26 protein-coding genes and 1 riboswitch are annotated in these 22917 nt (G+C 65.5%); of the genes, 20 read left to right on the top strand and 6 right to left on the bottom strand.

Features of this window, described 5'->3' with window-relative positions; all coding sequences use genetic code 11:
• Positions 1-90 precede the first annotated feature (90 nt).
• Genes surE through B5X78_RS14445 form a run of 4 tightly spaced genes read left to right on the top strand, consistent with a single transcriptional unit; the run spans position 91 to position 3027 of the window.
• Entirely contained in the window at positions 91-870 is a 780-nt protein-coding gene (gene surE, locus B5X78_RS14430) for a 5'/3'-nucleotidase SurE (protein ID WP_079725200.1), read from the top strand.
• Positions 867-1544, top strand: a complete 678-nt coding sequence (locus B5X78_RS14435) for a protein-L-isoaspartate(D-aspartate) O-methyltransferase (RefSeq protein ID WP_079725201.1) — start codon at positions 867-869, stop codon at positions 1542-1544. The genes surE and B5X78_RS14435 overlap by 4 nt, the downstream gene beginning before the upstream one ends.
• A gap of 6 nt (positions 1545-1550) precedes the next feature.
• Positions 1551-2162 (top strand): YqaA family protein, encoded by a 612-nt coding sequence (locus tag B5X78_RS14440; RefSeq protein ID WP_079725202.1) that lies wholly within the window; start codon positions 1551-1553, stop codon positions 2160-2162.
• A gap of 28 nt (positions 2163-2190) precedes the next feature.
• The gene (locus tag B5X78_RS14445; RefSeq protein WP_079726211.1) at positions 2191-3027 is read left to right on the top strand and encodes a peptidoglycan DD-metalloendopeptidase family protein; all 837 of its coding nucleotides are present in this window, start codon (positions 2191-2193) and stop codon (positions 3025-3027) included.
• A 218-nt stretch (positions 3028-3245) separates the two neighbouring features.
• Here the strand turns inward: B5X78_RS14445 and B5X78_RS14450 are convergent, their stop codons facing one another.
• The gene (locus B5X78_RS14450; protein WP_079725203.1) at positions 3246-3626 is read right to left on the bottom strand and encodes an Mth938-like domain-containing protein; all 381 of its coding nucleotides are present in this window, start codon (positions 3624-3626) and stop codon (positions 3246-3248) included.
• Between the two features lie 32 nt (positions 3627-3658).
• A complete protein-coding gene (gene yhbY / locus B5X78_RS14455) occupies positions 3659-3964 on the bottom strand; it encodes a ribosome assembly RNA-binding protein YhbY (protein WP_079725204.1) in 306 nt (101 codons plus the stop codon).
• Positions 3965-4058: 94 nt separating this feature from the next.
• On the opposite strand from yhbY, the gene rlmE reads away from it, so the two are divergent.
• The 11 genes from rlmE (at position 4059) to B5X78_RS14505 (ending at position 15079) form a co-directional block, all read left to right on the top strand.
• On the top strand, positions 4059-4691 hold the full coding sequence (gene rlmE / locus B5X78_RS14460; RefSeq protein WP_079726212.1) for a 23S rRNA (uridine(2552)-2'-O)-methyltransferase RlmE: 633 nt from the start codon (positions 4059-4061) through the stop codon (positions 4689-4691).
• Between the two features lie 49 nt (positions 4692-4740).
• Positions 4741-6672 carry an ATP-dependent zinc metalloprotease FtsH gene (gene ftsH / locus B5X78_RS14465; RefSeq protein WP_079725205.1) on the top strand — a complete coding sequence of 644 codons (1932 nt, stop codon included), beginning with the start codon at positions 4741-4743 and terminating at the stop codon, positions 6670-6672.
• Positions 6673-6909: 237 nt separating this feature from the next.
• Complete coding sequence (locus tag B5X78_RS18640; RefSeq protein WP_176140877.1) at positions 6910-7062, top strand: hypothetical protein; 153 nt, start codon at positions 6910-6912, stop codon at positions 7060-7062.
• The gene (gene folP, locus B5X78_RS14470) at positions 7062-7961 is read left to right on the top strand and encodes a dihydropteroate synthase (protein WP_079725206.1); all 900 of its coding nucleotides are present in this window, start codon (positions 7062-7064) and stop codon (positions 7959-7961) included. Before B5X78_RS18640 ends, folP begins: the two co-directional genes overlap by 1 nt.
• 20 nt (positions 7962-7981) lie before the next feature.
• Positions 7982-8938, top strand: coding sequence for a tRNA (adenosine(37)-N6)-dimethylallyltransferase MiaA (miaA, locus tag B5X78_RS14475; protein ID WP_079725207.1), 957 nt, complete (start codon positions 7982-7984; stop codon positions 8936-8938).
• Between the two features lie 115 nt (positions 8939-9053).
• Positions 9054-9326, top strand: a complete 273-nt coding sequence (gene hfq, locus B5X78_RS14480; RefSeq protein WP_079725208.1) for an RNA chaperone Hfq — start codon at positions 9054-9056, stop codon at positions 9324-9326.
• A gap of 107 nt (positions 9327-9433) precedes the next feature.
• Positions 9434-10735, top strand: a complete 1302-nt coding sequence (gene hflX / locus B5X78_RS14485) for a ribosome rescue GTPase HflX (protein ID WP_079725209.1) — start codon at positions 9434-9436, stop codon at positions 10733-10735.
• Positions 10736-10877: 142 nt separating this feature from the next.
• The gene (hflK, locus tag B5X78_RS14490) at positions 10878-12014 is read left to right on the top strand and encodes an FtsH protease activity modulator HflK (protein ID WP_079725210.1); all 1137 of its coding nucleotides are present in this window, start codon (positions 10878-10880) and stop codon (positions 12012-12014) included.
• On the top strand, positions 12011-12874 hold the full coding sequence (gene hflC, locus B5X78_RS14495) for a protease modulator HflC (RefSeq protein WP_079725211.1): 864 nt from the start codon (positions 12011-12013) through the stop codon (positions 12872-12874). Before hflK ends, hflC begins: the two co-directional genes overlap by 4 nt.
• Positions 12875-13284: 410 nt before the next feature.
• Positions 13285-14577 carry an adenylosuccinate synthase gene (locus tag B5X78_RS14500; protein ID WP_079726213.1) on the top strand — a complete coding sequence of 431 codons (1293 nt, stop codon included), beginning with the start codon at positions 13285-13287 and terminating at the stop codon, positions 14575-14577.
• A 229-nt stretch (positions 14578-14806) separates the two neighbouring features.
• Positions 14807-15079, top strand: a complete 273-nt coding sequence (locus B5X78_RS14505) for a hypothetical protein (RefSeq protein ID WP_079725212.1) — start codon at positions 14807-14809, stop codon at positions 15077-15079.
• Positions 15080-15110: 31 nt separating this feature from the next.
• Here B5X78_RS14505 and B5X78_RS14510 read toward each other — a convergent pair whose 3' ends face one another.
• Both B5X78_RS14510 and B5X78_RS14515 read right to left on the bottom strand, forming a co-directional pair.
• On the bottom strand, positions 15111-15386 hold the full coding sequence (locus tag B5X78_RS14510; RefSeq protein ID WP_079725213.1) for a hypothetical protein: 276 nt from the start codon (positions 15384-15386) through the stop codon (positions 15111-15113).
• Positions 15383-15685 carry a hypothetical protein gene (locus tag B5X78_RS14515; RefSeq protein WP_079725214.1) on the bottom strand — a complete coding sequence of 101 codons (303 nt, stop codon included), beginning with the start codon at positions 15683-15685 and terminating at the stop codon, positions 15383-15385. Before B5X78_RS14515 ends, B5X78_RS14510 begins: the two co-directional genes overlap by 4 nt.
• A 300-nt stretch (positions 15686-15985) precedes the next feature.
• On the opposite strand from B5X78_RS14515, the gene B5X78_RS14520 reads away from it, so the two are divergent.
• The 3 genes from B5X78_RS14520 to B5X78_RS14530 all read left to right on the top strand — a co-directional run bounded on the left by B5X78_RS14520 (position 15986) and on the right by B5X78_RS14530 (position 17326).
• A complete protein-coding gene (locus tag B5X78_RS14520; RefSeq protein WP_079725215.1) occupies positions 15986-16192 on the top strand; it encodes a DUF3606 domain-containing protein in 207 nt (68 codons plus the stop codon).
• A gap of 103 nt (positions 16193-16295) precedes the next feature.
• Positions 16296-16784 (top strand): pyridoxamine 5'-phosphate oxidase family protein, encoded by a 489-nt coding sequence (locus B5X78_RS14525; RefSeq protein ID WP_079725216.1) that lies wholly within the window; start codon positions 16296-16298, stop codon positions 16782-16784.
• 230 nt (positions 16785-17014) lie between these two features.
• Entirely contained in the window at positions 17015-17326 is a 312-nt protein-coding gene (locus B5X78_RS14530) for a hypothetical protein (RefSeq protein WP_139381576.1), read from the top strand.
• 164 nt (positions 17327-17490) lie between these two features.
• Here the strand turns inward: B5X78_RS14530 and gcvP are convergent, their stop codons facing one another.
• On the bottom strand, positions 17491-20379 hold the full coding sequence (gene gcvP / locus B5X78_RS14535; protein ID WP_079725218.1) for an aminomethyl-transferring glycine dehydrogenase: 2889 nt from the start codon (positions 20377-20379) through the stop codon (positions 17491-17493).
• Between the two features lie 50 nt (positions 20380-20429).
• A riboswitch (glycine riboswitch) is annotated at positions 20430-20550 on the bottom strand.
• A 258-nt stretch (positions 20551-20808) separates the two neighbouring features.
• On the opposite strand from gcvP, the gene B5X78_RS14540 reads away from it, so the two are divergent.
• Together B5X78_RS14540 and B5X78_RS14545 are read left to right on the top strand one after the other, a co-directional pair.
• The gene (locus tag B5X78_RS14540) at positions 20809-22065 is read left to right on the top strand and encodes a multidrug effflux MFS transporter (RefSeq protein WP_079725219.1); all 1257 of its coding nucleotides are present in this window, start codon (positions 20809-20811) and stop codon (positions 22063-22065) included.
• A gap of 17 nt (positions 22066-22082) precedes the next feature.
• Positions 22083-22505: a hypothetical protein gene (locus tag B5X78_RS14545; RefSeq protein ID WP_079725220.1), complete on the top strand. Its 423-nt coding sequence runs from the start codon at positions 22083-22085 to the stop codon at positions 22503-22505.
• Here the strand turns inward: B5X78_RS14545 and B5X78_RS14550 are convergent, their stop codons facing one another.
• Positions 22506-22910 carry a winged helix-turn-helix transcriptional regulator gene (locus B5X78_RS14550; protein WP_079725221.1) on the bottom strand — a complete coding sequence of 135 codons (405 nt, stop codon included), beginning with the start codon at positions 22908-22910 and terminating at the stop codon, positions 22506-22508.
• Positions 22911-22917: the final 7 nt, after the last annotated feature.

Below are 22917 nucleotides of genomic sequence, written 5' to 3' on the forward strand. Positions count from 1 at the left end.
GCTGGGGCGCATGCGTCAATCACGCGCCAGCGCGTGCGCGGTGCGCGGTCATCCGCATCCGGTATCATGGCCGGGTTCCCGAGGAGACCCATGCGCGTACTAGTCAGCAACGACGACGGCGTCGACGCCCCCGGTATCCATGCGCTGGCCGATGGCCTGCGCCAGGCCGGGCACGAGGTGTTCGTCATCGCCCCGGATCGTGATCGATCCGGCGCCAGCAATTCGCTCACGCTGGATCTGCCGATCCGCCTGAAGCGACTGGATCACTACACCTGCAGCGTGGCCGGCACGCCGACCGACTGCGTGCATCTGGCGCTGACCGGCATGCTGGAGTTCGAGCCGGATATCGTAGTGTCGGGCATCAACAACGCCGCCAACCTCGGTGATGACGTGATCTACTCCGGCACCGTGTCGGCGGCGATGGAAGGGCGCTTCCTCGGCCTGCCCGCGGTGGCGATGTCGCTGGTCACGCGCAATCACGATGCCCGCCATTTCGAGACCGCCGCGCGCGCCGCGGTGGAAATCGTGGCCCGGCTCAAGGCCGATCCGCTGCCGGCCGACACCATCCTCAACGTCAACGTGCCGGATCGCGCCTGGAGCGAGATTGCCGGCTTCGAAGTGACCCGCCTGGGCAATCGCCATCGTTCCGAACCGTGCATCGCGCAGTCCGATCCGCGCGGCAACACGGTGTACTGGATTGGCCCGGCTGGCCCGGAGCAGGACGCCGGCCCCGGCACGGATTTCCATGCCGTGCGTACGGGCCATATCTCGATTACGCCCATCCATGTGGATCTGACCCGTTACCAGGCGCTGGAAAAAGTGGCCGGTTGGGTCGGCGGCCTGACCGCCGCGCTGGAGGAGCCGCTGTGACGCCGCGTTTGCGTCTGCAGCCGGAAGCGGTGGGGATGGGCATGACCTCGCAGCGCGTTCGCGACCGGCTGGTGGATCGCCTGCGCGAGTCGGGCATCCGCAATGAAAACGTGCTCAATGCGATTCGCGTGGTGCCACGCCATCTGTTTGTCGATGAAGCGCTGGCTACCCGCGCCTACGAAGACACGGCATTGCCGATTGGGCACAGCCAGACCATTTCCCAGCCCTGGGTGGTGGCGCGGATGACCGAGGCCCTGCTGGAAACCGCACCCAAGAAGGTGCTGGAAATTGGCACCGGTTCGGGGTATCAGGCGGCGGTGCTGGCGGTGCTGGGACTGGAAGTGCACACCGTCGAGCGCATCGGCGATCTATTGCGGCAAGCGCGCAAGCGCCTGCGCCAGCTGGGCATGAATGTGCGCAGCAAGCACGATGACGGCCGCATCGGCTGGCCCGAGCACGGCCCCTATGACGGCATCCTGGTCACGGCCGCGGCACCTGCATTGGTGCATGCGCTGATCGATCAACTGGCGGTGGGTGGCAGCCTGATTGCTCCGGTCGGTGGCCCGGCTTCGCAATCGCTGGTGCGTCTGAGCAAGCGCGATGACGGCAGCGTGCACGAGGAAACCCTGGCGCCCGTGGTATTCGTACCGTTGTTGTCGGGCACCCTGGACTGAGGCTGGATGAAGATCTTCAAACCGCTCTACGAACGCGCAATCCAATGGGCCAGACACCCGCGCGCGCCTGCATTGCTGACCGGTTTGAGTTTCGTCGAGGCCATCGTGTTTCCGGTGATGCCGGAAGTGATGCTGGCGCCGATGTCGCTGGCCCAGCCCAAACGCGCTTTCTGGTTTGCCACGCTGAGCCTGATCGGCTCCTTGGCCGGCGCGCTGGTCGGCTATGCCCTGGGTCACTTCGCCTTCGCTGCAGTGCAGCCGTTGATCGAGTGGCTGGGCTGGAGCGCGAAAATTGACGCGCAGGTCGCCCACCTGCGCGAGGTCGTGGCCGAATCGCCCTGGCGCGCGTTCTGGCTGCTGGTGCTGGCTGGCTTTACGCCGATTCCGCTGAAGATATTTACGTGGGCCTCAGGCATTGTCGGCGTGCCGCTGATACCGTTCTTCGCCAGCATGCTGGTGGGGCGGGGCAAGCGCGTGTACCTGGTGGCCGGCGCCATCCGCCTGGGCGGCGCGCGTGCGGAAGCCGCCTTGCACCGCTGGATCGAGCCGGTCGGCTGGATCGCCAGCGTCCTGCTGGCCGCGCTGATCGGCTGGCTGGTATGGCAGGCTTATCATTGAGCCGCCGCACCGCCTTATGCACTCCATGATGGAAACGAGCGAACGGATGACGAACGCCACACGCGCCCTGAAACTGATCTGCGTGATCACCGCCGCCACACTTGGCATGGCGGCATGCACCAGTACGGTGGTGCGGGAGTCCGGCACCTCGCGCGGCAGCAGCCGCGTGGTCTCGCAACCCAAATACGGCAACAGCGTCAAGGTGGAGCGCGGCGAAACGCTGTACGGCATCGCCTTCCGCAACGGCATCGACTTCCGCGATCTGGCCGCCTGGAACAACATCGGATCGCCTTACACCATCTATCCCGGCCAGACCCTTCGGTTGTATCCGAGCGGCGCCAGCGGTAGTCGTCCTGCCTCGACTGCATCCGGCAGCGGCACGCCGACGACCGTCGCCACCGGCAAGCCGCGTCCCGCGACCACGGCGGGAACAGTCGGCACGGTCGCCACCGCGCCAAAGCCCGCGCCGGTTTCCAGCGCTCCGTCCAGCAGTGGTTTCAGCTGGCGCTGGCCGGCCGATGGCCATGTGATCAACCGCTACGTCGCCGGTGACGCCGGGCGACAGGGCATCGACATCGCCGGCAGCAGCGGCCAGGCCGTGCGCGCTGGTGCCGATGGCGTGGTCGTATACTCGGGCGCCGGCTTGGTCGGCTATGGCGAACTGATCATCATCAAGCACAGCGAAGCGTGGCTGTCCGCCTACGGGCACAATCGCAAGCGCCTGGTCAACGAAGGCCAGAACGTCAAGGCTGGCCAGCAGATTGCCGAGATGGGCAGCAGCGGTGCGGCGCGCGAGATGCTGCACTTCGAGATCCGCTACAACGGCAAGCCCGTCGACCCGCAGATTTATCTGCCTTCGAGGTAATCGGGCTGCACCCGATTACCTCCCAAAGTTTGCATTGGCAAACTTTGGGCCCCGCGATGCGCTTCCGATCCCCCATTCGCACCTGCGGTGCGAATCGCCCGCCGTTCCGGGCTGCGCCTGTCACTCCCAAAGTTTGCTTCGCAAACCTTGGGCCCCGCTATGCGCTTCCGAACCCCCATTCGCACCTGCGGTGCGAATCGCCCCCTTACCAAGGGGGCTTAGGACTTCGATGAGATCAGGAAGCCGGCGACGACGCGGCGGGCTTCGCCGGCGAGGACGTTGAAGGTGCGCGCGGCGGCGGCGTTGGTCATCACTTCGATGCCGACGCCTCGGGTCAGGCCGGCGGCGAGCACCGCGGCGCTGGGGAAGATTTGCTGGTCGCCGGTGCCGAGCAGGATCACTTCCGGTTGCAGGGCCAGCAGGGGAGCCAGGTCTTCGGGAGTCAGCGTGCTGATGTCGCTGGGCGCCCAGTCTTCCTGCAATGCCGACGGTGACAGCACGAAGCTGCGCGTCAGTACGCGGTCATTGACCTTGGCGCTGCGGCCATCGGCCGCGCGCAGGGTGTAGGCGTAATCCGGGAGTTCGTGGCTCAGCTGCATGGGTGACTCGATGCGGGCGGCAGCCCGGATAATCAACCGCGCGGCAGGACGATCTGGCGGTGATCCTTGCTCTGGCGATACAGCACGGCGGTGTGGCCAATGCGCTGCACCAGTGCGGCTCCACTTTGCTCGACGAGCGCGGCAATCGCAGCATCGCGTGCTTCGCGGTCTTCACCGCCCACCTTGACCTTGACCAGTTCGTGGTGCTCCAGCACCTCGTCGAGCTCGGCGATGAAGGCCGGAGTGACGCCCTTGGCGCCGATCTGCAGCAGTGCTTTCAGGTCATGGGCCTGGCCACGCAGGAATCGGTTTTGGGCGGAAGTCAGGGCAACGGGCATGCAGGAACGGAAGGTCGCAAGGGGTGTTCAGGGTATCATGGCCGCCTTTCCCGCCGCCGCCGCCGGCTGTCGCAAAGCCCGCGGAGACACCCTGATGGCCACCCGTAGCAAGAGCAGCCAGCGTTGGCTGAAAGAGCATTTCTCCGATCCCTACGTCAAGAAGGCGCAGGCCGAAGGCTTGCGCTCGCGTGCGGCCTACAAGCTGGAGGAACTGCTCGAGCGCGACCGCCTGCTCAAGCCGGGCATGGTGGTGGTGGACCTGGGTGCAGCCCCGGGCGGCTGGTCGCAGTTTGTCCGCCAGGCTCTGGGTGATAAGGGCCGGGTGGTGGCCATGGATATCCTGGAGATGCCCTCGCTGGCCGGAGTCGAGTTCCTTCATGGTGACTTCAGGGAACAAGCCGTGTTATCCCAGCTGGAAGCCATGTTGGGCGGGCAGGCGGTGGACCTTGTGCTGTCGGATATGGCCCCCAATAAGAGTGGGGTGGACGCGGTCGACCAGCCGCGCATGATGCACCTGGCCGAGCTGGCGATGGATTTCGCCGATGGCCACCTCAAGCCTGGGGGTGCGTTCTTGATCAAGTTGTTCCAGGGCACCGGGTTCGATGACTACGTCAAGGAACTGCGGCGCCGGTACGACAAGGTCGCCATCCGCAAGCCGGACGCCTCGCGCAAGCGGTCGCCGGAGGTTTACGCGCTGGGCCAGGGCAAGCGCGCGCAGATCAAGTAAGGTGGTTTAACGTGGGCAATGTGAACGAGGTACGGCGGGGCCGATGAGGATGAACGACTTGACCAAGAATCTGCTGCTGTGGGTGGTCGTCGCCGTCGTATTGATGGTGGTGTTCCAGACCTTTTCGCCGAAGCTGGGCGCCGGTGCGGGCGACAGCCAGCCCACCTACTCCGAATTCCTGCAAGAGGTGAATGCCGGCCGGGTGAGCTCGGTACGCTTCACCAAGGATGGCAACCTGACCACCAATGCGCTCGAGTACAAGCGCTCGGATGGCACCACCGGCACTGTGTTCGGCCCGACCGACGACAAGCTGGTCAACGTGCTGGTCAACAAGAATGTCGCCATTACCCGTGACGCGCCGGAATCCGGCGTCAGCCTGGTGATGATCCTGGTGAACTTCCTGCCGGTGCTGCTCATCATCGGCTTCTGGATTTTCATGATGCGGCAGATGCAGGGCGGCGGTGGCGCCAAGGGCGCCATGAGCTTCGGCAAGTCGCGCGCCAAGTTGCAGGGCGAAGATCAGGTCAAGGTCACCTTTGCCGACGTCGCCGGTTGCGACGAGGCCAAGGAAGAAGTGGGCGAGCTGGTGGAATTCCTGCGCGACCCCGGCAAGTTCCAGAAGCTCGGCGGCAAGATCCCTCGCGGCGTGCTGATGGTCGGCCAGCCCGGCACCGGCAAGACCCTGCTGGCCAAGGCCATTGCAGGCGAGGCGCGGGTGCCGTTCTTCAGCATTTCCGGTTCGGACTTCGTCGAGATGTTCGTCGGCGTCGGCGCCAGCCGCGTGCGCGACATGTTCGAGCAGGCCAAAAAGCACGCGCCGTGCATCATCTTCATCGACGAAATCGACGCCGTCGGTCGCCATCGTGGCGCCGGCCTGGGCGGCGGTCATGACGAGCGCGAGCAGACCCTCAACCAGTTGCTGGTGGAGATGGACGGCTTTGAAGGCGGCGAAGGCGTGATCGTCATCGCGGCCACCAACCGTCCCGACGTGCTCGACCCGGCGCTGCTGCGCCCGGGCCGTTTCGACCGCCAGGTAGTGGTGGGCCTGCCCGACGTGAAGGGCCGCGAACAGATCCTGCGCGTGCACATGCGCAAGCTGCCGCTGGCCGATGACGTGGAGCCGATGGTGATTGCCCGCGGCACGCCCGGTTTCAGCGGCGCCGACCTGGCCAACCTCGCCAACGAGGCCGCGCTGTTCGCCGCGCGCGAGAACGCCAAGGAAGTGCGCATGGATCATTTTGATCGGGCGCGCGACAAGATCCTGATGGGCGCCGAACGCCGTTCGATGGCCATGAGCGAAGACGAGAAGACGCTGACCGCTTTCCACGAAGCCGGCCACGCCATCGTCGGTCGCCTGGTGCCGGAGCACGACCCGGTCTACAAGGTCACCATCATTCCGCGTGGCCGCGCCCTGGGCGTGACCATGTACCTGCCCGAAGGCGACCGCTACAGCCTCAACCGGGTGGCGATCGAATCGCAGCTGTGCTCGCTGTACGGTGGTCGCGTAGCAGAAGAGTTGATCTTCGGCGCCGACAAGGTCACCACGGGCGCCTCCAACGACATCGAGCGCGCCACCAAGATGGCCCGCAACATGGTCACCAAGTGGGGCCTGAGCGACGAGATGGGTCCGATTGCCTACGGCGAGGAAGAAGACGAAGTCTTCCTGGGCCGCTCGGTCACCCAGCACAAGAACGTGTCCAATGAGACCGCGCGCAGGATTGATGAAGTGGTGCGCAAGATCCTGGATCGCGCCTACGAGCGCACCAAGACCATCCTGACCGAGAACCTGGACAAGCTGCACGCGATGTCCCAGCTGCTGCTGGAATACGAAACCATCGACGTGCCGCAGATCGACGCCATCATGGAAGGCCGCGAACCGCCTCCGCCGATGGGTTGGACCAAGTCCGGCAAGGACAGCGACAAGGGCGGCGGCGATTCCCGCCCGCTGCCCCCCATCGCCGGCCCCGCTGCGCAGACCTGATCCAACAGTTCTCGAATTGCCAAACCTGTAATCAGCCCCCTTGGTAAGGGGGCAACGAGCGCCATAGGCGCGAGTGGGGGATCGGCAGCGCGAAGTGGGGCCCGAAGTTTGCCACGCAAACTTTGGGGTTTACCCGGCGCAGCCGGGTAAACCTGTCACAAAGGACGGCTCCGGCCGTCCTTTGTTTTTGTGGATAATCAGATCGCAACCTGCGGTCGCCACGCCAGGAGGATTCAGATGCGCAACCGGAACTACGGATACTTCGCGATCGCCGTCGGCGCCGGCGTGGCCATTGGCGTGGCCACGGGTCAGCTGGCCGTATGGACCGCCATCGGTGCGGGCCTGGGCATGGTTTTCTCGCAGGGCCGGCGCGGCAGGTGCCTGCACTGATGTTCGACACCACGCCTCAACTGGACTGCGGCGGGCGCATCCTCAAGCTGGATCGCCCGCAGGTGATGGGCATCGTCAATGTCACCCCCGATTCGTTTTCCGATGGGGGGGCGCATGCCGGTACCGAGGCGGCGATTGCGCATGGTCTGCGGCTGGTGGAGCAGGGCGCCGACCTGCTCGACATCGGCGGCGAATCGACCCGTCCGGGTGCGGCCGAAGTGTCGGTTGAAAAAGAAATTGCCCGCGTTGTGCCGGTCATCGAGCAGTTGGCGGCGCGTGTCTCCGTGCCAATCAGCGTGGATACGTCCAAGCCCGAGGTGATGCGCGCGGCTGTCGCTGCCGGCGCCGGCATGATCAACGACGTATACGGCCTGCGTCGCGACGGCGCCCTCGATGCCGCCGCCGACCTGCGCGTGCCGGTGGTGCTGATGCACATGCAGGGCGAACCACGATCCATGCAGGATGCGCCTCACTATGATGACGTGGTGGGTGACGTGCATCGCTTCCTCACCGAACGGATTTTCGCCGCCGAGATGGCCGGGATCGCCAAGAAGCACATCGTCATCGATCCCGGTTTCGGCTTCGGCAAGAACACCGCGCACAACCTGAGCCTGCTGGCGCAGCTGGAGCGATTCGTTGAACTGGGCGTGCCGGTGCTCGCCGGCCTGTCGCGCAAGCGCAGCCTGGGCGAGCTCACCGGTCGGGCAGTGGCGGACGAACGCGTCGCCGCTTCCGTCGCCGCACACCTGATCGCCGCCCAGCGCGGTGCCAGGCTGTTGCGCGTGCATGACGTGGCCGAGACCGTGGATGCCCTCAAGATCTGGAACGCCGTGGCCGCCGTGCCGATGCCGCGCGGCCGGCCAGCAGCGCCCACGATTCGCTGGCCTGATGAAGATTGATTACCTGCCCCAGCACCGCAATGCCGATTGACACCCGTCCCCTCGCCATCGCCCTGATGGGCCCCACCGCCTCGGGCAAGACCGCCCTGGCGATGGAATGGGCGCTGGCGCTGGGTGGCGAAATCGTCAGCGTCGACTCGGCGTTGGTGTACCGCGGCCTGGATATCGGCGCTGCCAAGCCCGATGCCGCCATGTTGGCCAGCGTGCGCCATCACCTGATCGATGTGCGGGATCCCTGGCAGAGCTACTCGGCCGCGGACTTCGCGGTCGATGCGCGCGCGGCCATCGCCGACATAACCGCCCGCGGCAAGCTGCCCATCCTGGCCGGCGGCACCGGTCTGTATTTCCGCGCGCTGCTCGAAGGCCTGGCCACCATGCCCGAAGCCGACGCCGCCACCCGTGCCGCTATCGCCGCCGACGCGCAGGCACGTGGCTGGCCCGCCCTGCACGCCGATCTGGCGCAGGTGGATCCGGACGCCGCTGCCCGTATCCACGCCACCGATCCCCAGCGCATCCAGCGCGCCCTGGAAGTCTGGCGGTTGAGCGGCAAACCCATCAGTCAGTGGCAGCGCGAACCCGGCCCGCCGCGCCTGCCGGTGCGGTGTCTCAAGCTGGTGCTGGCGCCGACCGAGCGCGCCGTGCTGCACCAGCGCATCGAAGCCCGCTTCGACGCCATGCTGGCCCAGGGTTTCCTGGACGAAGTGCGCGGCCTGCGCGCGCTACCGCAAATGCAGGCGGTAACGGCGCCGCTGGACCTTCCTGCCGTGCGTGCGGTCGGCTACCGGCAGGCCTGGGAGTTCCTCGACGGGCAGGGGGATGCCGCCGCCTTCCGTGAACGCGGCATCCAGGCGACCCGGCAACTGGCCAAGCGCCAGCTGACCTGGCTGCGCGGCGAACTGGATGCCCGCTGGTTCGACCCCGGCCGCGACCAGGCCGCCCTGGCCCAGGCCCTGGCACGCTTTCTGGGCGCTGCGTAGCTGGTCAAACCGCCCCGGTTGTGTAACATCGGAGGCCGGGTCGCCCTGGGGAAACTGAAAGCGGACCCGGATTCACCACAATTATTCCAATAAGCAACACTCTGGGAGTTCGCCAATGTCCAAGGGGCAGTCCTTACAGGACCCTTTCCTGAATGCGCTGCGTCGTGAGCGGGTGCCGGTTTCGGTTTACCTCGTCAACGGCATCAAGCTGCAAGGAACCATCGAATCCTTCGATCAGTTCGTCGTCCTGCTGCGCAACACGGTCAGCCAGATGGTCTACAAGCACGCCATTTCCACGGTCGTGCCGGCCCGCAACGTGCGGGTGGGTCCCGGCGGCGGCTACGTGCAGTCGGGTGAAGGCGGCGAGGAAGAGGCCGAAGTCGAGTAATCACGGCGCGGGCCTCGCCCGGGGTGAAATTTGGGGGGAGCGCCCCCATAGCTATATCGTGGCGCCCGTCGGGCGCCGCTCACCCGTGACGAGACCTCGATTCCTCCATGTTTGAACGTTCCCGCAAGGGCGAACACGCCTTGCTCATCCAGCCCCATGCCGGCGGTCCGCCGGACGACGGGGCGGTAGAAGAATTCACCGATCTGGCCCGCTCCGCCGGCGCCAGCATCGCCGCGATGCTGACGGCACGCATCGATCGGCCCAACCCGTCCACCCTGATCGGCAGCGGCAAGCTGGAAGAGATCAAGGCGGCCTGCGAAGCCACCGGTGCCGACCTGGTGCTGGTCAACTTCCCGTTGTCGCCGGGCCAGGAGCGCAACCTGGAGAAAATCCTCCAGCGCCGTGTGCTCGATCGCACCGGCCTGATCCTGGACATCTTCGCCCAGCGCGCCCACAGCCACGAAGGCAAGCTGCAGGTGGAACTGGCCCAGCTCAAGCACATGGCGACGCGATTGATTCGCGGCTGGACCCATCTGGAGCGCCAGCGCGGTGGTTCGATCGGCCTGCGCGGTCCCGGCGAAACCCAGCTCGAAACCGATCGCCGCCTGCTGCAGAAGCGCGTTGAACAACTGCAGAAGCGCCTGGAAAAAGTGGAAGTGCAGCGCACCCAGATGCGCCGTGCGCGCGTGCGCAGCGAACTGCCGCGCGTGGCGCTGGTGGGTTACACCAACGCCGGCAAGTCCACCTTGTTCAATGCGCTGACGGGCGCCGAGGCGTACGCCGCCGATCAATTGTTCGCCACCCTGGATCCCACGGTGCGTCGAATCGAACTGCCCGGTGGCGGGGTGGTGCTGGCCGACACGGTCGGTTTTGTCCGCGATCTGCCGCATGAACTGGTGGCGGCATTCCGCTCGACCTTGTCCGAGGCGCGCGAGGCGGATCTGCTGCTGCACGTGATCGACGCTGCCGATCCATTGCGCGAGGAACGCATCGCCCAGGTCGATGAGGTGCTGCAGGCCATCGGCGCCGGCGAGATTCCGCAGATTCTGGTGTTCAACAAGATTGATCGCATCGAAGGCGCCGAGCCTCGCCATGACACTCCCGGCGAAGGCAGCGAACGGGTCTGGCTGTCGGCACGCGATGCGAGCGGCCTGGATCTGCTCAAGCTGGCGCTGGCGCAACAGTTGGGTCTGGAACGGATCGTCGGCACGGTGCATCTGGGCGAACATTCGGCGCGTTTGCGCTCGCGCCTGCATGCGCTCGGCGCGATCAGCGCGGAGCGGCATGACGAGACCGGCTGGCATGTCGATGTCGACATGGCGCTGGCCGATGTGCGCCGCCTGGCCACGCAGGCCGGTGGCCACGCGCTCGACAGCCTGCTGCCGGTGGAACCGCAGGAACACTGGTAATCGCGTGGTCCGGCAGGGAAAAATCCTGTCACGGACCTGCATGGGAATGGCCGCTGCCCTTGTCCGGCTCGCCAAAGTCCCTATCTTGTAGAATCTGGAACGCGTCGGCCAAAGCCCACGCATCATTGACGACGGAGTGGGCATGGCCTGGAACACCCCTGGAAGCGGCGGCTCTGGCAGCGGCGGCAACGGCAACAATGACAATCGACGCGGCTGGAATCCCCGCCGTGGCAACGGCGGCGGTGGCCTGAACGATCTGATGGATCGTTTCCGCGGCAGCATGGACGGCAACGGACCGCTGCGCTGGGTCGGCGTGGCGCTGGTGATCCTGGTGCTTTTCAGCAGCTTCCAACTGATCGGCGAACAGGAACGCGGCGTGGTCCTGCGCTTTGGCCAGTTCTCGCGCGTCATGCAGCCGGGTCCCAACTTCAAATGGCCCTGGCCGATTGAAAAGGTCACCAAGCTCAACGCCACCGAGATCAAGAACTTCAGCAACACGGTTCCGGTGCTGACCCGCGACGAAAACATCGTCACGATCTCGCTCAACGTGCAATACCGCATCTCGGATCCGCGCCTGTACCTGTACGGACCGCAGAATGCCGAGGAAGTGCTCAAGCAGGCCGCGCAGAGCGCGGTGCGCGAGCAGGTGGGCCGCTCGGATCTGGATACCGTGCTCGGTGTGCGTGGTCCGCTGGCCACCGCCGCGCGTGAGCGCCTGCAGGCGGCGCTCAACAGCTATCGCACCGGCTTGTCGGTCACCGAATTGAACCTGCCGGACGCGCGTCCGCCGCAGGAAGTGCAGCCGGCCTTCGACGAGGTCAACAGCGCCCAGCAGGTGCGCGAAAGCCTGGTCAACCAGGCCCAGGCCTACGCCGCCCAGGTGGTGCCGGAAGCCCGCGGTACCGCCGCCCAGCTGCGCACCACCGCCGATGGCTACAAGACGGCCAAGATCGCTACCGCCACCGGTGACGCCGCGCGCTTCACCCTGGTGCAGGAGCAGTACAAGAACGCGCCGGATGTGACCCGCAAGCGCCTGTGGCTGGAAACCGTGCAGGACGTGATGTCGAAGAACCGCAAAGTGGTCGGCGGTGACGGCCGCCAGCTGATCTACGTGCCGATGGCGCCGGCGGCAGGTGCCGCCACCACCACGGCGACCGCACCGGCCACCACGGTGCTGCCGACCGACGTGGTGATGCCAACCGTGGAAAGCAACGCAACGCCGCAGCGCAACAGTGAACGCGACCCGCGCCGGACCGGCCGCGAGGAGGATGGCCGATGAGATTCCCCGTTATTGCCGCCGCGCTCGCGGTGCTCCTGCTGATCCTGATGGGTTCGGTCTACATCGTGCCGGAAGGCAAGACCGCGATGGTTCTGAACCTGGGTCGGGTGGCGCGTTCGGACATCAAGCCGGGCCTGCACTTCAAGGTGCCGCTGGTGGAAACCGCGCGCCAGTTTGATCATCGCTTCCGCATTCTCGACACCACGCCCGAGCGCTACCTGACGCTGGAGCGCAAGGACGTCAGCATCGACTTCTTCGCCATCGGCTACATCTCCGACGTGCGCGCGTTCTATCGCGCCACCGGCGGTGAGGAAAAGGTCGCCAATGATCGCCTGGCCCCGATCATCACCGACTCGCTGAAGAACGAAATCAACTCGCGCACCCTGCAGCAGCTGGTATCGGGTGACCGCAATGAAATCGTGGCGCGCCAGTTGCCGGCGATCAACGAGGGCGCCGCCACGCTGGGCATGCGCATCACCGACATCCGCCTGAAGCAGATTGATCTGCCCACCGACAGCGAAGTGATCAAGCAGGTCTACGAGCGTATGCGCGCCCAGCGCATGCAGGTGGCCAGCAAACTGCGCGCCGAGGGTGAAGAGCAGGCCCGTACCATCCGCGCCCAGGCGGATCGCGACCGCACCGTGCTGGTGGCCGAAGCCGACCGCGACGCCAAGCGCCTGCAGGGTGAAGGCGACGCCGAGGCCGCCCGCATCTATGCCGAAGCGGCCAGCCGGGATCCGGGCTTCTATGCCTTCCAGCGCAGCCTGGATGCCTACCGGGCCTCGTTCCGGGACGGCAACAGCGTGATTGTGCTGGACCAGAACGACCCCTTCCTGCAGTACTTGAAGTCGGACCGATAAAGGCTGAGGTTCTCCCGCGCCTCGCGGGAGAACCCCTGCAGACGGCCCAAGCCGTCCCTTCCCCTGCGCCAGCGGGGGAAGGTGCCCGAAGGGCGGATGGGGGCAAGTCGCCGCAACAAGCAGACGGCCCAAGCCGTCCCTTCCCCTGCGCCAGCGGGGGAAGGTGCCCGAAGGGCGGATGGGGGCGGGGCCACCGGTGAGTCCAGGGGTAGCCCCCTTCACCCAAAACCCGGATAATGCACAAAAGCCGGTCGGGCGCTCGCCAGAGCCAACCCCGCCGGCTTTTTCCGTGTCTGGGTCCGACGTGGCGGGCCGCTCCCCGATGGAGCGCGCCGGCATCTGTCTCGATGGCCCCGGGCGCACCCTTTCCAGCGGCCCCGATGGCCGCCATTTCGCAGGAGTCACCCGTCATGGGTCAGTCAGTTGTCGTGCTTGGAGCCCAATGGGGCGATGAAGGCAAAGGCAAGATCGTCGATCTGCTTACCGAGGAAATCGGTGCGGTCGTCCGTTTCCAGGGCGGTCACAACGCCGGCCACACCCTGGTCATCAACGGCAAGAAGACCGTGCTGCACCTGATTCCCTCCGGCATCCTGCGTCCCGACGCGCTGTGCCTGATTGGCAATGGTGTGGTGATCAGCCCGGCCGCGCTGAAGAAGGAAATCGAAGAACTGGAAGTCAGCGGCATCGACGTGCGCTCGCGCCTGAAGATTTCCCCGGCCGCGCCGCTGATCATGCCGTACCACATCGCCCTGGATCAGGCGCGCGAGAAGGCCGCCGGCGGCAAGGCCATCGGCACCACCGGTCGCGGCATCGGCCCGGCCTACGAAGACAAGGTGGCGCGTCGCGGCATCCGCATCGCCGACCTGCATTACCCGGATCAGCTGGCGGAAAAACTGCGCACCGCGCTCGATTACCACAACTTCGTGCTGACCAAGTACCTGGGCGTGGACGCCGTGGACTACCAACAGGTCTACGACGAAGCACTGGCCTTTGGCGACTACGTGCAGCCGATGAAGTCCGATGTGGCCGGCATCCTGCATGACCTGCGCAAGCAGGGTAAGCGCGTGCTGTTTGAAGGCGCGCAGGGCGCGCTGCTGGATATCGACCATGGCACCTATCCCTATGTCACCTCGTCCAACACCACCGTGGGTGGAGCGCTGGCCGGCAGCGGCGTAGGCGCGGACGCGATCGACTATGTGCTGGGCATTGCCAAGGCCTATGCCACCCGCGTGGGTGGCGGTCCGTTCCCGACCGAGCTGGACGACGAAATCGGCCAGGGCATCCGTGACCGTGGCGCCGAGTACGGTGCGTCCACGGGTCGCCCGCGTCGCTGCGGCTGGATGGACATCGTGGCGCTCAAGCGCGCCGTGCAGATCAATGGCATCAGCGGACTGTGCATCACCAAGCTGGACGTGCTCGATGGCATGGAAAAGCTCAAGGTCTGCATCGCCTACGAATACCGCGGCAAGCGCAGCGAGTACGCCCCGCTGGACGCGCAGGGCTGGGAAGAGTGCACCCCCGTGTACCTGGAATTCCCGGGCTGGAGCGAGAACACGCATGGCATCACCAGCTGGGAAGAACTGCCGCCGGCTGCCCGCGCCTATCTGCGCGCACTGGAAGAACTGGCGGGTTGCCCGATCTCCATCGTCAGCACCGGTCCGGATCGCGACCACACCATGGTCCTTCAGGACCCGTTTGCCTGATTCGCGGGGCCGCTTGACCTGAATGGAAAAGCCCCGCGGATGCGGGGCTTTTTTTCTTCAGCCCGGGTCTGGCATGTGCCTTGCATCATGTTTAACGAGCCCGCTGGCCCGCCCCCCAGGCCGCCAGCCAGAGAAGCAGACCAGGGAGGGATGCGTTGCGTGGAGTGTTTCGAGAATGCTGGAACTTCAAAACCAAGGTGTTACCCCTGATTCCCCCGTCGCCTGGGAGATGCCCGCGCGGCCGATCGTGCAGCCGGCGCGTACTCCCGAGCGACGGAAACCTGTCGCAATCGACGCGGCTGTCCAGCGCGCTGGCCTGACCCCGCCGCAGCTGGCCACCTTGCAGACCATGGAGCAATTCCGCTGGTACCTGCACTTTGTCCGTCGCCCGCTGTTCCAGGCCCCCATCCCGGTGTTGTTCAACCAGGATGCCAGCCGCTTCGTGGTGATCCAGGAAGATGGCACGCTGGACGAGCAGCCGACGCTGAAGCTGCGGGGCTGAATCTCCATTGCCCAGCAAGGGCAGGAAGGCGCTAGTCAGCCATCGTGGTGAACGCACCGATGAGACTGGGTGTCGCCAAGCCAAGATGCAGCGCCATGACCGGACTGATGGCGACACCTGACGCCAGGTAAAGCGAAACGACGCCGCCGCCGGCGAGCACGATAGGCAGTGTCGAAAACCAATAGAAGGGCGACCTGATCCAGTCGGGCCGACGCGCGAGCGCGTGTTTGCGATAGCGATACAACGCATGCATCTCGCTGGTCAGTCCGCCTGCGATGCCCAGCCCGAATGCTTCCCAACCATTCAACGCCAGGTTCCGTATTTCAGACTGTTGACGGCGCGAAAGCCCATCCAAAGATCCGCCAGCAGCGAGACCTTCTTTTTTGCCGCGTACCAGTGGATGCCAGTTGGCGTCAGCACGAACGATCGCCTGATGCACGGACTGGATTCAAGGATCTGCTCTACGGCGCGGGGATTGAGTTGCGTGGCCTGCGCGATGCCAGCCACCGTGTGATAGCGCTGGCTGGACTTCGTGACGGTAGAAAGGACACGGCTGCGCGTGGCATTGCAGACTTCGATGTGATGGGCGACGACAGGGAGAAGCATCGGTTCAGACCTCGACTGATGTGGTCATGTACACGGCACGTACTGCCGGGCTCACGACGATGCTAGGAGCGGCTTGACGCCAGCCGCAAAGTGGTATGCCTATAACTCCCGCACGGTTATTGATTCGTTCAAGCGCCGCTGCCGCTACCCGACGCACAGGGACCGCCCCAGGGCGCCGCCAGCGCGGGAAATACCCCGCCAAGTCATTGAGCCGATTGGATTCCGCTCCGTCAAATACCCGTCTTGACGGCGTCACCACACGCCGGATCGTAAGAAGAGTCCGTCATCAGGAGAACTCCCATGTCGGTCGATTCGCTCGTCTCGCCTTTGGACGCGCCGCGGCGCGTCGATCTGAGTGATCCGCAGGACGTCCAGCACTGGGTGACGACGTTCTGCATTTCCGAACGACAACTGCGCACGGCGATCGAGCAGGTCGGCGATTCCGCCGACACCGTCGAGCGTTGGCTGAAAGTGAGCACGGGCTCGTCGCAGCACGTGGCGATGTAATCCACTCATCCGCCGCGCGCGTGACGAATCGGATAACCCGAACTTGACAGGCACATGACGTGACCACGCTTACGGTGAAGCTTCACTCATCGGGAGCGAACCCATGCATACGCCGCAGGAACTGGAAGAAAAATTGTGGAAGGCGCTGAAGTCCGACATGACCGTCATGCTGGGGCTGGACGGTGCCGAAGATGGCCACACGCGGCCGATGACGGCGCAGTTCGAGGAAAAGGGCCATGGGCCCATCTGGTTCTTCACGTCCACCGACAATGCGTTGGTCCAGCGCGTCAGCGCACCTGAGCGTGCCATTGCCGCGTTCGCCTCCAAGGGCCATGACCTGTTCGCAAGCATCAATGGCTCGCTGGTGCAGCACACCGATCGTGCCGTCATCGAGCGCTTGTGGAATCCCTTCATCGCCGCCTGGTACGAAGGCAAGGATGATCCCAAGATCGCGCTGCTGCGCTTTGATCCGGAAAAGGCGGAAGTCTGGCTCAACGAGCATAGCCTGGTAGCCGGGGTGAAGATGCTGTTCGGCGCGGATCCCAAGAAGGACTACAAGGACAAGGTCGCCGAAGTGAACCTGCGGCACTGAGGGCGCACGTCACGCCAACGGGGGCCGGCGCGGCGATCGCCATGCCGGTTCGATGCAATGCGCCCCGGCCTGAACAGGGCGGCTGATTCGTTCAGCCGCCACAATGCCGCATGACTGATGGCAGGGAACCGCGGTGGGGCTGGCCGCTGGCATGCGGCCGCTGCGTGAGAGCAGACAAGCCATCGCGTGACAGGGGCGGATGGCATCCCTCTCAGTGAAGATCGTTGCTCATGCTCATGTATTCGGACGCGCAGATAAAGAATTGCCTCAGTCGCCTGGAGGCCACCGATGCCCGCGCCATCGGCCAGCTCGAAGCCTTGACCGTCTGGCTGGCGGCCATGGTCCAGACCCATCCCGATGGCGAACAGCTGCGCACCGTGGCGCACAAGCTGTCCGCACGCAATCCGTTCCGCAGCGCCTGCAGCTTCCAGGAAGAAGTGGCGGCCTACGACGCGGTGTTCTGCCAGTTCAGTGCACTCAGCGACGACAATTTGCCCGCCGTGCCGGTGGAACTGGAACGCCGTCGTCCCCCGCGCGTGTAGCATGGCGCGGCATGACGACTGACATCGAACTGATCCCGATGACCGAGGCGTACTTTGTGAACACGCTCAAGTCGTTGTAGGTCGCACGCAAATGTAAAGTCGATAAGGCAAAGAAAAGCCCCGCATTCGCGGGGCTCGTCTTACGCACGCCGAAACGGCCATGCTTACATCACGTTGGGTTCGCTGAAGGCTTCAATTTCGCCGGCGAACGCTTCCACCGGAATGCAGCTGCAGAACACGTTCTTGTCGCCGTGCACGTTGTCCACGCGCGCCACCGGCGGCCAGTACTTCTGCTGCTTCAGGCTGGGCAGCGGGAAGGCCGCCAGCTCACGCGGATAGGCGTGGGTCCATTCGCTGGCGCTGACCTGCATCGCGGTGTGCGGTGCGTGCTTGAGCGGATTGTCCTCGCGATCCAGGCGACCGTCTTCGACCGCGCGGATTTCCTCGCGGATCTGGATCATCGCGTCGATGAAGCGATCCAGCTCATGCAGCGACTCGCTCTCGGTCGGTTCGACCATCAGCGTGCCGGCCACCGGGAAGCTCAACGTGGGCGCGTGGAAGCCGAAATCGATCAGGCGCTTGGCCACGTCCTCGGCGCTGATGCCGGTGACGTCCTTGATCGGGCGCAGGTCCAGGATGCACTCGTGCGCCACCAGACCGTTGCGGCCGGTGTAGAGCGTCTCGTAATGCGGCGCCAGGCGCTTGGCCACGTAGTTGGCATTGAGCAGCGCCACCTGGGTGGCCTTGCGCAGGCCGGTGGCGCCCATCAGGGTGATGTACATCCAGCTGATCGGCAGGATGCTGGCGCTGCCGAAGCTCGCCGCCGAAACCATGCCCACGTCACCTTCGGCACCGTAGGTGCGCGGCAGGAACGGCGCCAGGTGCGACTTGACCGCGCACGGGCCGACGCCGGGACCACCGCCGCCATGCGGAATGCAGAAGGTCTTGTGCAGGTTGAGGTGCGAAACGTCCGAACCCCAATGACCTGGCTTGGCCACGCCGACCAGGGCATTCATGTTGGCGCCGTCCGTGTACACCTGGCCACCATGCTGATGGACGATCTTGCAGATCTCCACCACGTCCTCTTCGAACACGCCATGCGTGGACGGGTAGGTGATCATGATCGCGGCCAGGCGATCGCTGTACTTCTCGGCGGCGCGGCGGATGTCTTCCACGTCCACGTTGCCGTTGCTGTCGCACTTGGTCACCACCACCTGCATGCCGCACAACTGCGCGCTGGCCGGGTTGGTACCGTGGGCGGATTCGGGAATCAGGCAGATGTCGCGCTGCGGCTCGTTGCGCGCGCGGTGGTAGGCGCGGATGGCCAGCAGGCCGGCGTACTCGCCCTGAGCGCCGGAGTTGGGCTGCAGGCTGACCGCGTCATAGCCGGTGCACTCCACCAGCATGGCTTCCAGGCCTTCGATCAGCTCCTTGTAGCCCAGCGCCTGATCGGCCGGCGCCAGCGGGTGCAGGTTGCCGAACTCCGGCCAGGTCACCGGAATCATCTCGGCGGTGGCGTTGAGCTTCATGGTGCAGCTGCCCAGCGGGATCATCGTGCGATCCATCGCCAGATCCTTGTCGGCCAGCGAGCGCATGTAGCGCAGCAGTTCGTGTTCGCTGTGGTGGGTGTTGAACACCGGGTGCGACAGGAAGCTGCTGGTACGCAGCAGGGAGGCGGGCAGGGCGTCGGCGGTGCTGGCATCCAGTGCGTCGATGTCGTCGATGCGGGCGCCGAACACGGCGGCCAGCGCGATCACGTCGGCGCGGGTGGTGGTTTCGTCCAGGCTGATGCTGACGCGGCCGGCGTCGATGGCGCGCAGGTTGATGCCGGCGGCCTGGGCCCTGGCGTGGATGGCGGCGGCATCGATGCCGCTGACATGCAGGGTGTCGAAGAAATCAGCGTCCACCTGGACGTTGGCGTTGCGCAGCACGCTGGCCAGGATCGCGGCCAGGCGATGGGTGCGGCGGGCGATGCGGGTCAGGCCTTCCGGACCGTGGTACACGGCGTACATCGAGGCCATTACCGCCAGCAGCACCTGCGCGGTACAGATGTTGGACGTGGCCTTCTCGCGGCGGATGTGCTGCTCGCGGGTCTGCAGGGTCAGACGGTACGCCGGCTTGCCATCGGCATCGATCGACACGCCGATCAAACGGCCCGGCATCGAGCGCTTGTAGGCGTCGCGGCAGGCCATGTAGGCCGCATGCGGGCCGCCAAAGCCATACGGCACGCCGAAGCGCTGGGTGTTGCCGACCACGATGTCGGCGCCCCATTCACCGGGGGCGGCGATCAAGGTCAGCGCGAGCAGATCCGCGGCCACGGCCACCAGGCCCTGGCGTGCATGCACGGCATCGGCCAGCGCGCGGTGATCGGCCACGTGACCAAAGCTGTCCGGGTACTGGATCAACACGCCGAAGCTGTCGGTATTCAGTGCTTCTTCGGCGCTGCCCACCTGCACGGTCAGGTTGAGCGGCTCGGCGCGGGTGCGCAGCACTTCCAGCGTCTGCGGATGCACGCCGTCGAGCACGAAGAACACATTGGACTTGGATTTGGCCGAACGCTTGGCCAGGGTCATCGCCTCGGCCGCGGCGGTGGCTTCGTCCAGCAGCGAGGCGTTGGCGATTTCCATGCCGGTCAAATCCGACACCAGGGTCTGGAAGTTGATCAGCGCTTCCATGCGACCCTGCGAGATCTCCGCCTGGTACGGCGTGTAGGCGGTGTACCAAGCCGGATTTTCCAGGATGTTGCGCAGGATCACCTTGGGCGTATGCGTGCCGTAGTAGCCCTGGCCGATGAAGCTGCGGAAGACCTGGTTGCGGTCGGCCACGCTGCGGATCTTGGCCAGCGCTTCTTCTTCGCTGATGGCCTCGGGCAGGGCGAGCTGGGCGGCGGACTTGATGCTGGCCGGCACGATCGCATCGGTCATGGCCTCCAGCGAATCATGGCCAACGATGCGCAGCATGTGCGCGATCTCGGCGTCGTTGGGACCGATGTGGCGCTCGATGAAAGCGTCGTGGTGCTCGAGGGCGCGAAGCGAAGACGGAGTCTGAGACATGGGCAGGGGCGTCCGGAAAAGGCATGAAGCCGGGCGTGCGGATGCACGTGGGGCGCCCCTCTGTCCTTTTGCCTGAGAGTTTGGAAGCGGCGGACGAGGTCGCCTGCTTCGTGCCCCTTCGGCGCCGGCGCGCCCGCTTGCGCGGTGGCCGATCTCTCCAGAGTGTTTGTAGCTGCGGTGGTATCGAGCCTGAGCGATTACGGGCGTTTGCGCCTTCGGCAGCGGGTTGCCCCGCTTCTCCCACCAGTTGCGGGAGCGATTATAGCGATTGCCCGCTGGGGGCGGGCGCGCTTTTGCCCTAACATGGCGCCCTTCGACCCTGTTCATCCCCCGCTGCGGCCCGTCAGCGCGCGCGCCGGGCCGTTTTGCCGCTCCAACAGGGCCTCGCCGCCGCCGCGGCCCTTGCCAGCCATCCGAATCGACCCGCCCATGACCGCGCCCAGCAAGCCGCTCTCGCACCGCCGCCTCGCCCTGTTGCTGGGGGGATTGGCGATGTTCGGGCCGTTCTCGATCGACACCATCTTCCCGGCTTTCCCGGCGATGGGCGCCCAGCTGGGCGTGGACAAGCTGGCCATGCAGCAGGTCATCAGCGTGTACCTGCTGACCTACGCGGTGATGAGCCTGGTGCATGGGCCGTTGTCGGACGCGTTCGGGCGGCGTCGGGTGATCCTGGGCGGCCTGGGCGTGTTCCTGCTGGCCTCGGTGGGCTGCGCCCTGGCCACCGACATGACCACGCTGTTGCTGTTCCGCGCGCTACAGGGATTTTCCGCCGGCGTGGGTTTCATTGTCGGACGCGCGGTCATTCGCGATGTCCTGCATGGCGACGATGCGCAGCGGTTGATGAGCCAGGTGTCGATGATCTTCGGCATCGCCCCGGCCATCGCGCCGATCATCGGCGGCTGGATCCTGGGCTACAGCGCCTGGCCGGTGATTTTCTGGTTCCTGGCGGCGTTCTCGCTGTTGCTGCTGGTAACGGTGGGCGTGTGGCTGCCGGAAACCCATCCGCCGCAGGTGCGCGCGCGGGTGGCGCCGAAACATCTGCTGCGCGATTACTTCGCCATCGCGCTGAATCCGCGTTTCCAACGCCTGGCATTGGCCGGCTCGTTGAGTTTTGGCGCGCTGTTCCTGTACATCGCCTCGGCGCCGGCCTTCGTGATGGATTTGCTGCACCTCAACGAACAGCAATTCGCCTGGTTGTTCCTGCCGACCATTGGCGGCATGACCCTGGGCGCGTTCGTGTCCGGCCGCGCGGCGGGGCGCATCAGCGGCAACCAGCTGACCCGGATTGGCTTCATCTGCATCGGCCTGTCCAGCGTGGGCAATGTGGCCTACAACGCCTGGGTCGGTGATGCGATCAGCATTCCCTGGGCGGTCTTGCCGATGTGCCTGTCGGCATTTGGCGTGGCGCTGATCTTCCCGATCCTGACCCTGGCGATCCTGGACATGTATCCGCGCCAGCGTGGTGCGGCATCGTCGCTGCAAGCCTTCAGCAACCTCGTGGTAAATACCATCCTGGCGGGCGTGGTCTCGGCCCTGCTGAGCCACCATGGCCTGCACCTGGCCCTCGGCGCGGCCGTATTGAGCGCTGCCGGCTGGGCCATGTGGCGGTGGGAGATGAGCATGAGCAAACGCGCCGTGCCATGTCCGGAACAACCGGCCGCGCTGGAACCGACCGACCAGATTTGATTGAACAGGTAACCCTCATGTCCACGAATTCGAAAGCCCGCCGCGACGCCAAGAAGCGCAGGGCCATCAAGGAACGCAATGCCGCCCGCGCCGATGCCCCGGCGATCGAGCCGCACGCCGAACTGCGCAATCCTGCCGGGGAGCTGCTGGCCGGCATCGTCCGCCAGGCGGGCGTGTGGGTGCTGGGCATGGATGGCCGCATCGTCGGCAGCTCCGACAGCGCCGCCGAAGTGTTTGCGATGATCAAGCGCGCCGCCGCCCTGCACGAGGCCAAGGGTCAGCCGGTGCGGTTGATGTTCTCCGATGAGCTGCGCGATACCGCGGTGATCGAAGCGGCGGCGCAGGGCATGAGCCTGGAAGAGTTTGACAAGAAGCAGGCTGAGGACATGTCAGCCAAAGCCAGCGAAGACGACGCGCCAGCCATTTCGCCGCTGCACTGACTACGCCGCCGCGGCAGTATCAAACTGCCGCCGCGCGGCATGGATGCGCGCATGGTTGGCTTCAGCCCAGCGCAACAATCCGGCCAGTGGTTCCAGCAAATCCTCGGCCAGCGGCGCCAGCGTGTACTCCACGCTGGGCGGCTTGGTCGGATAGACCTCGCGCACGATCATCCCGTTGCGTTCCAGGTTGCGCAGCGTCTGCGTCAGCATGCGCTTGGACACATCGGGCACGGCGCGCTGGATGGCGCTGAATCGGCGTGGCTGGCCCACCAGCGAGAGCAGGATCAACACGGTCCACTTGTCGCCAATCTGATCGAGCACGTCACGCACCGGGCACAGGTTGGAATCGAACTCGGCCTGTTGCCATTCGGCAAAACGGGCGGCCAGCAGGGTGTGGGCGTTCATGAGGTTC

Origin of the sequence: Pseudoxanthomonas indica (genome assembly GCF_900167565.1) — a bacterium.
In the GTDB taxonomy this organism is placed as follows: Bacteria; Pseudomonadota; Gammaproteobacteria; order Xanthomonadales; family Xanthomonadaceae; genus Pseudoxanthomonas_A; species Pseudoxanthomonas_A indica.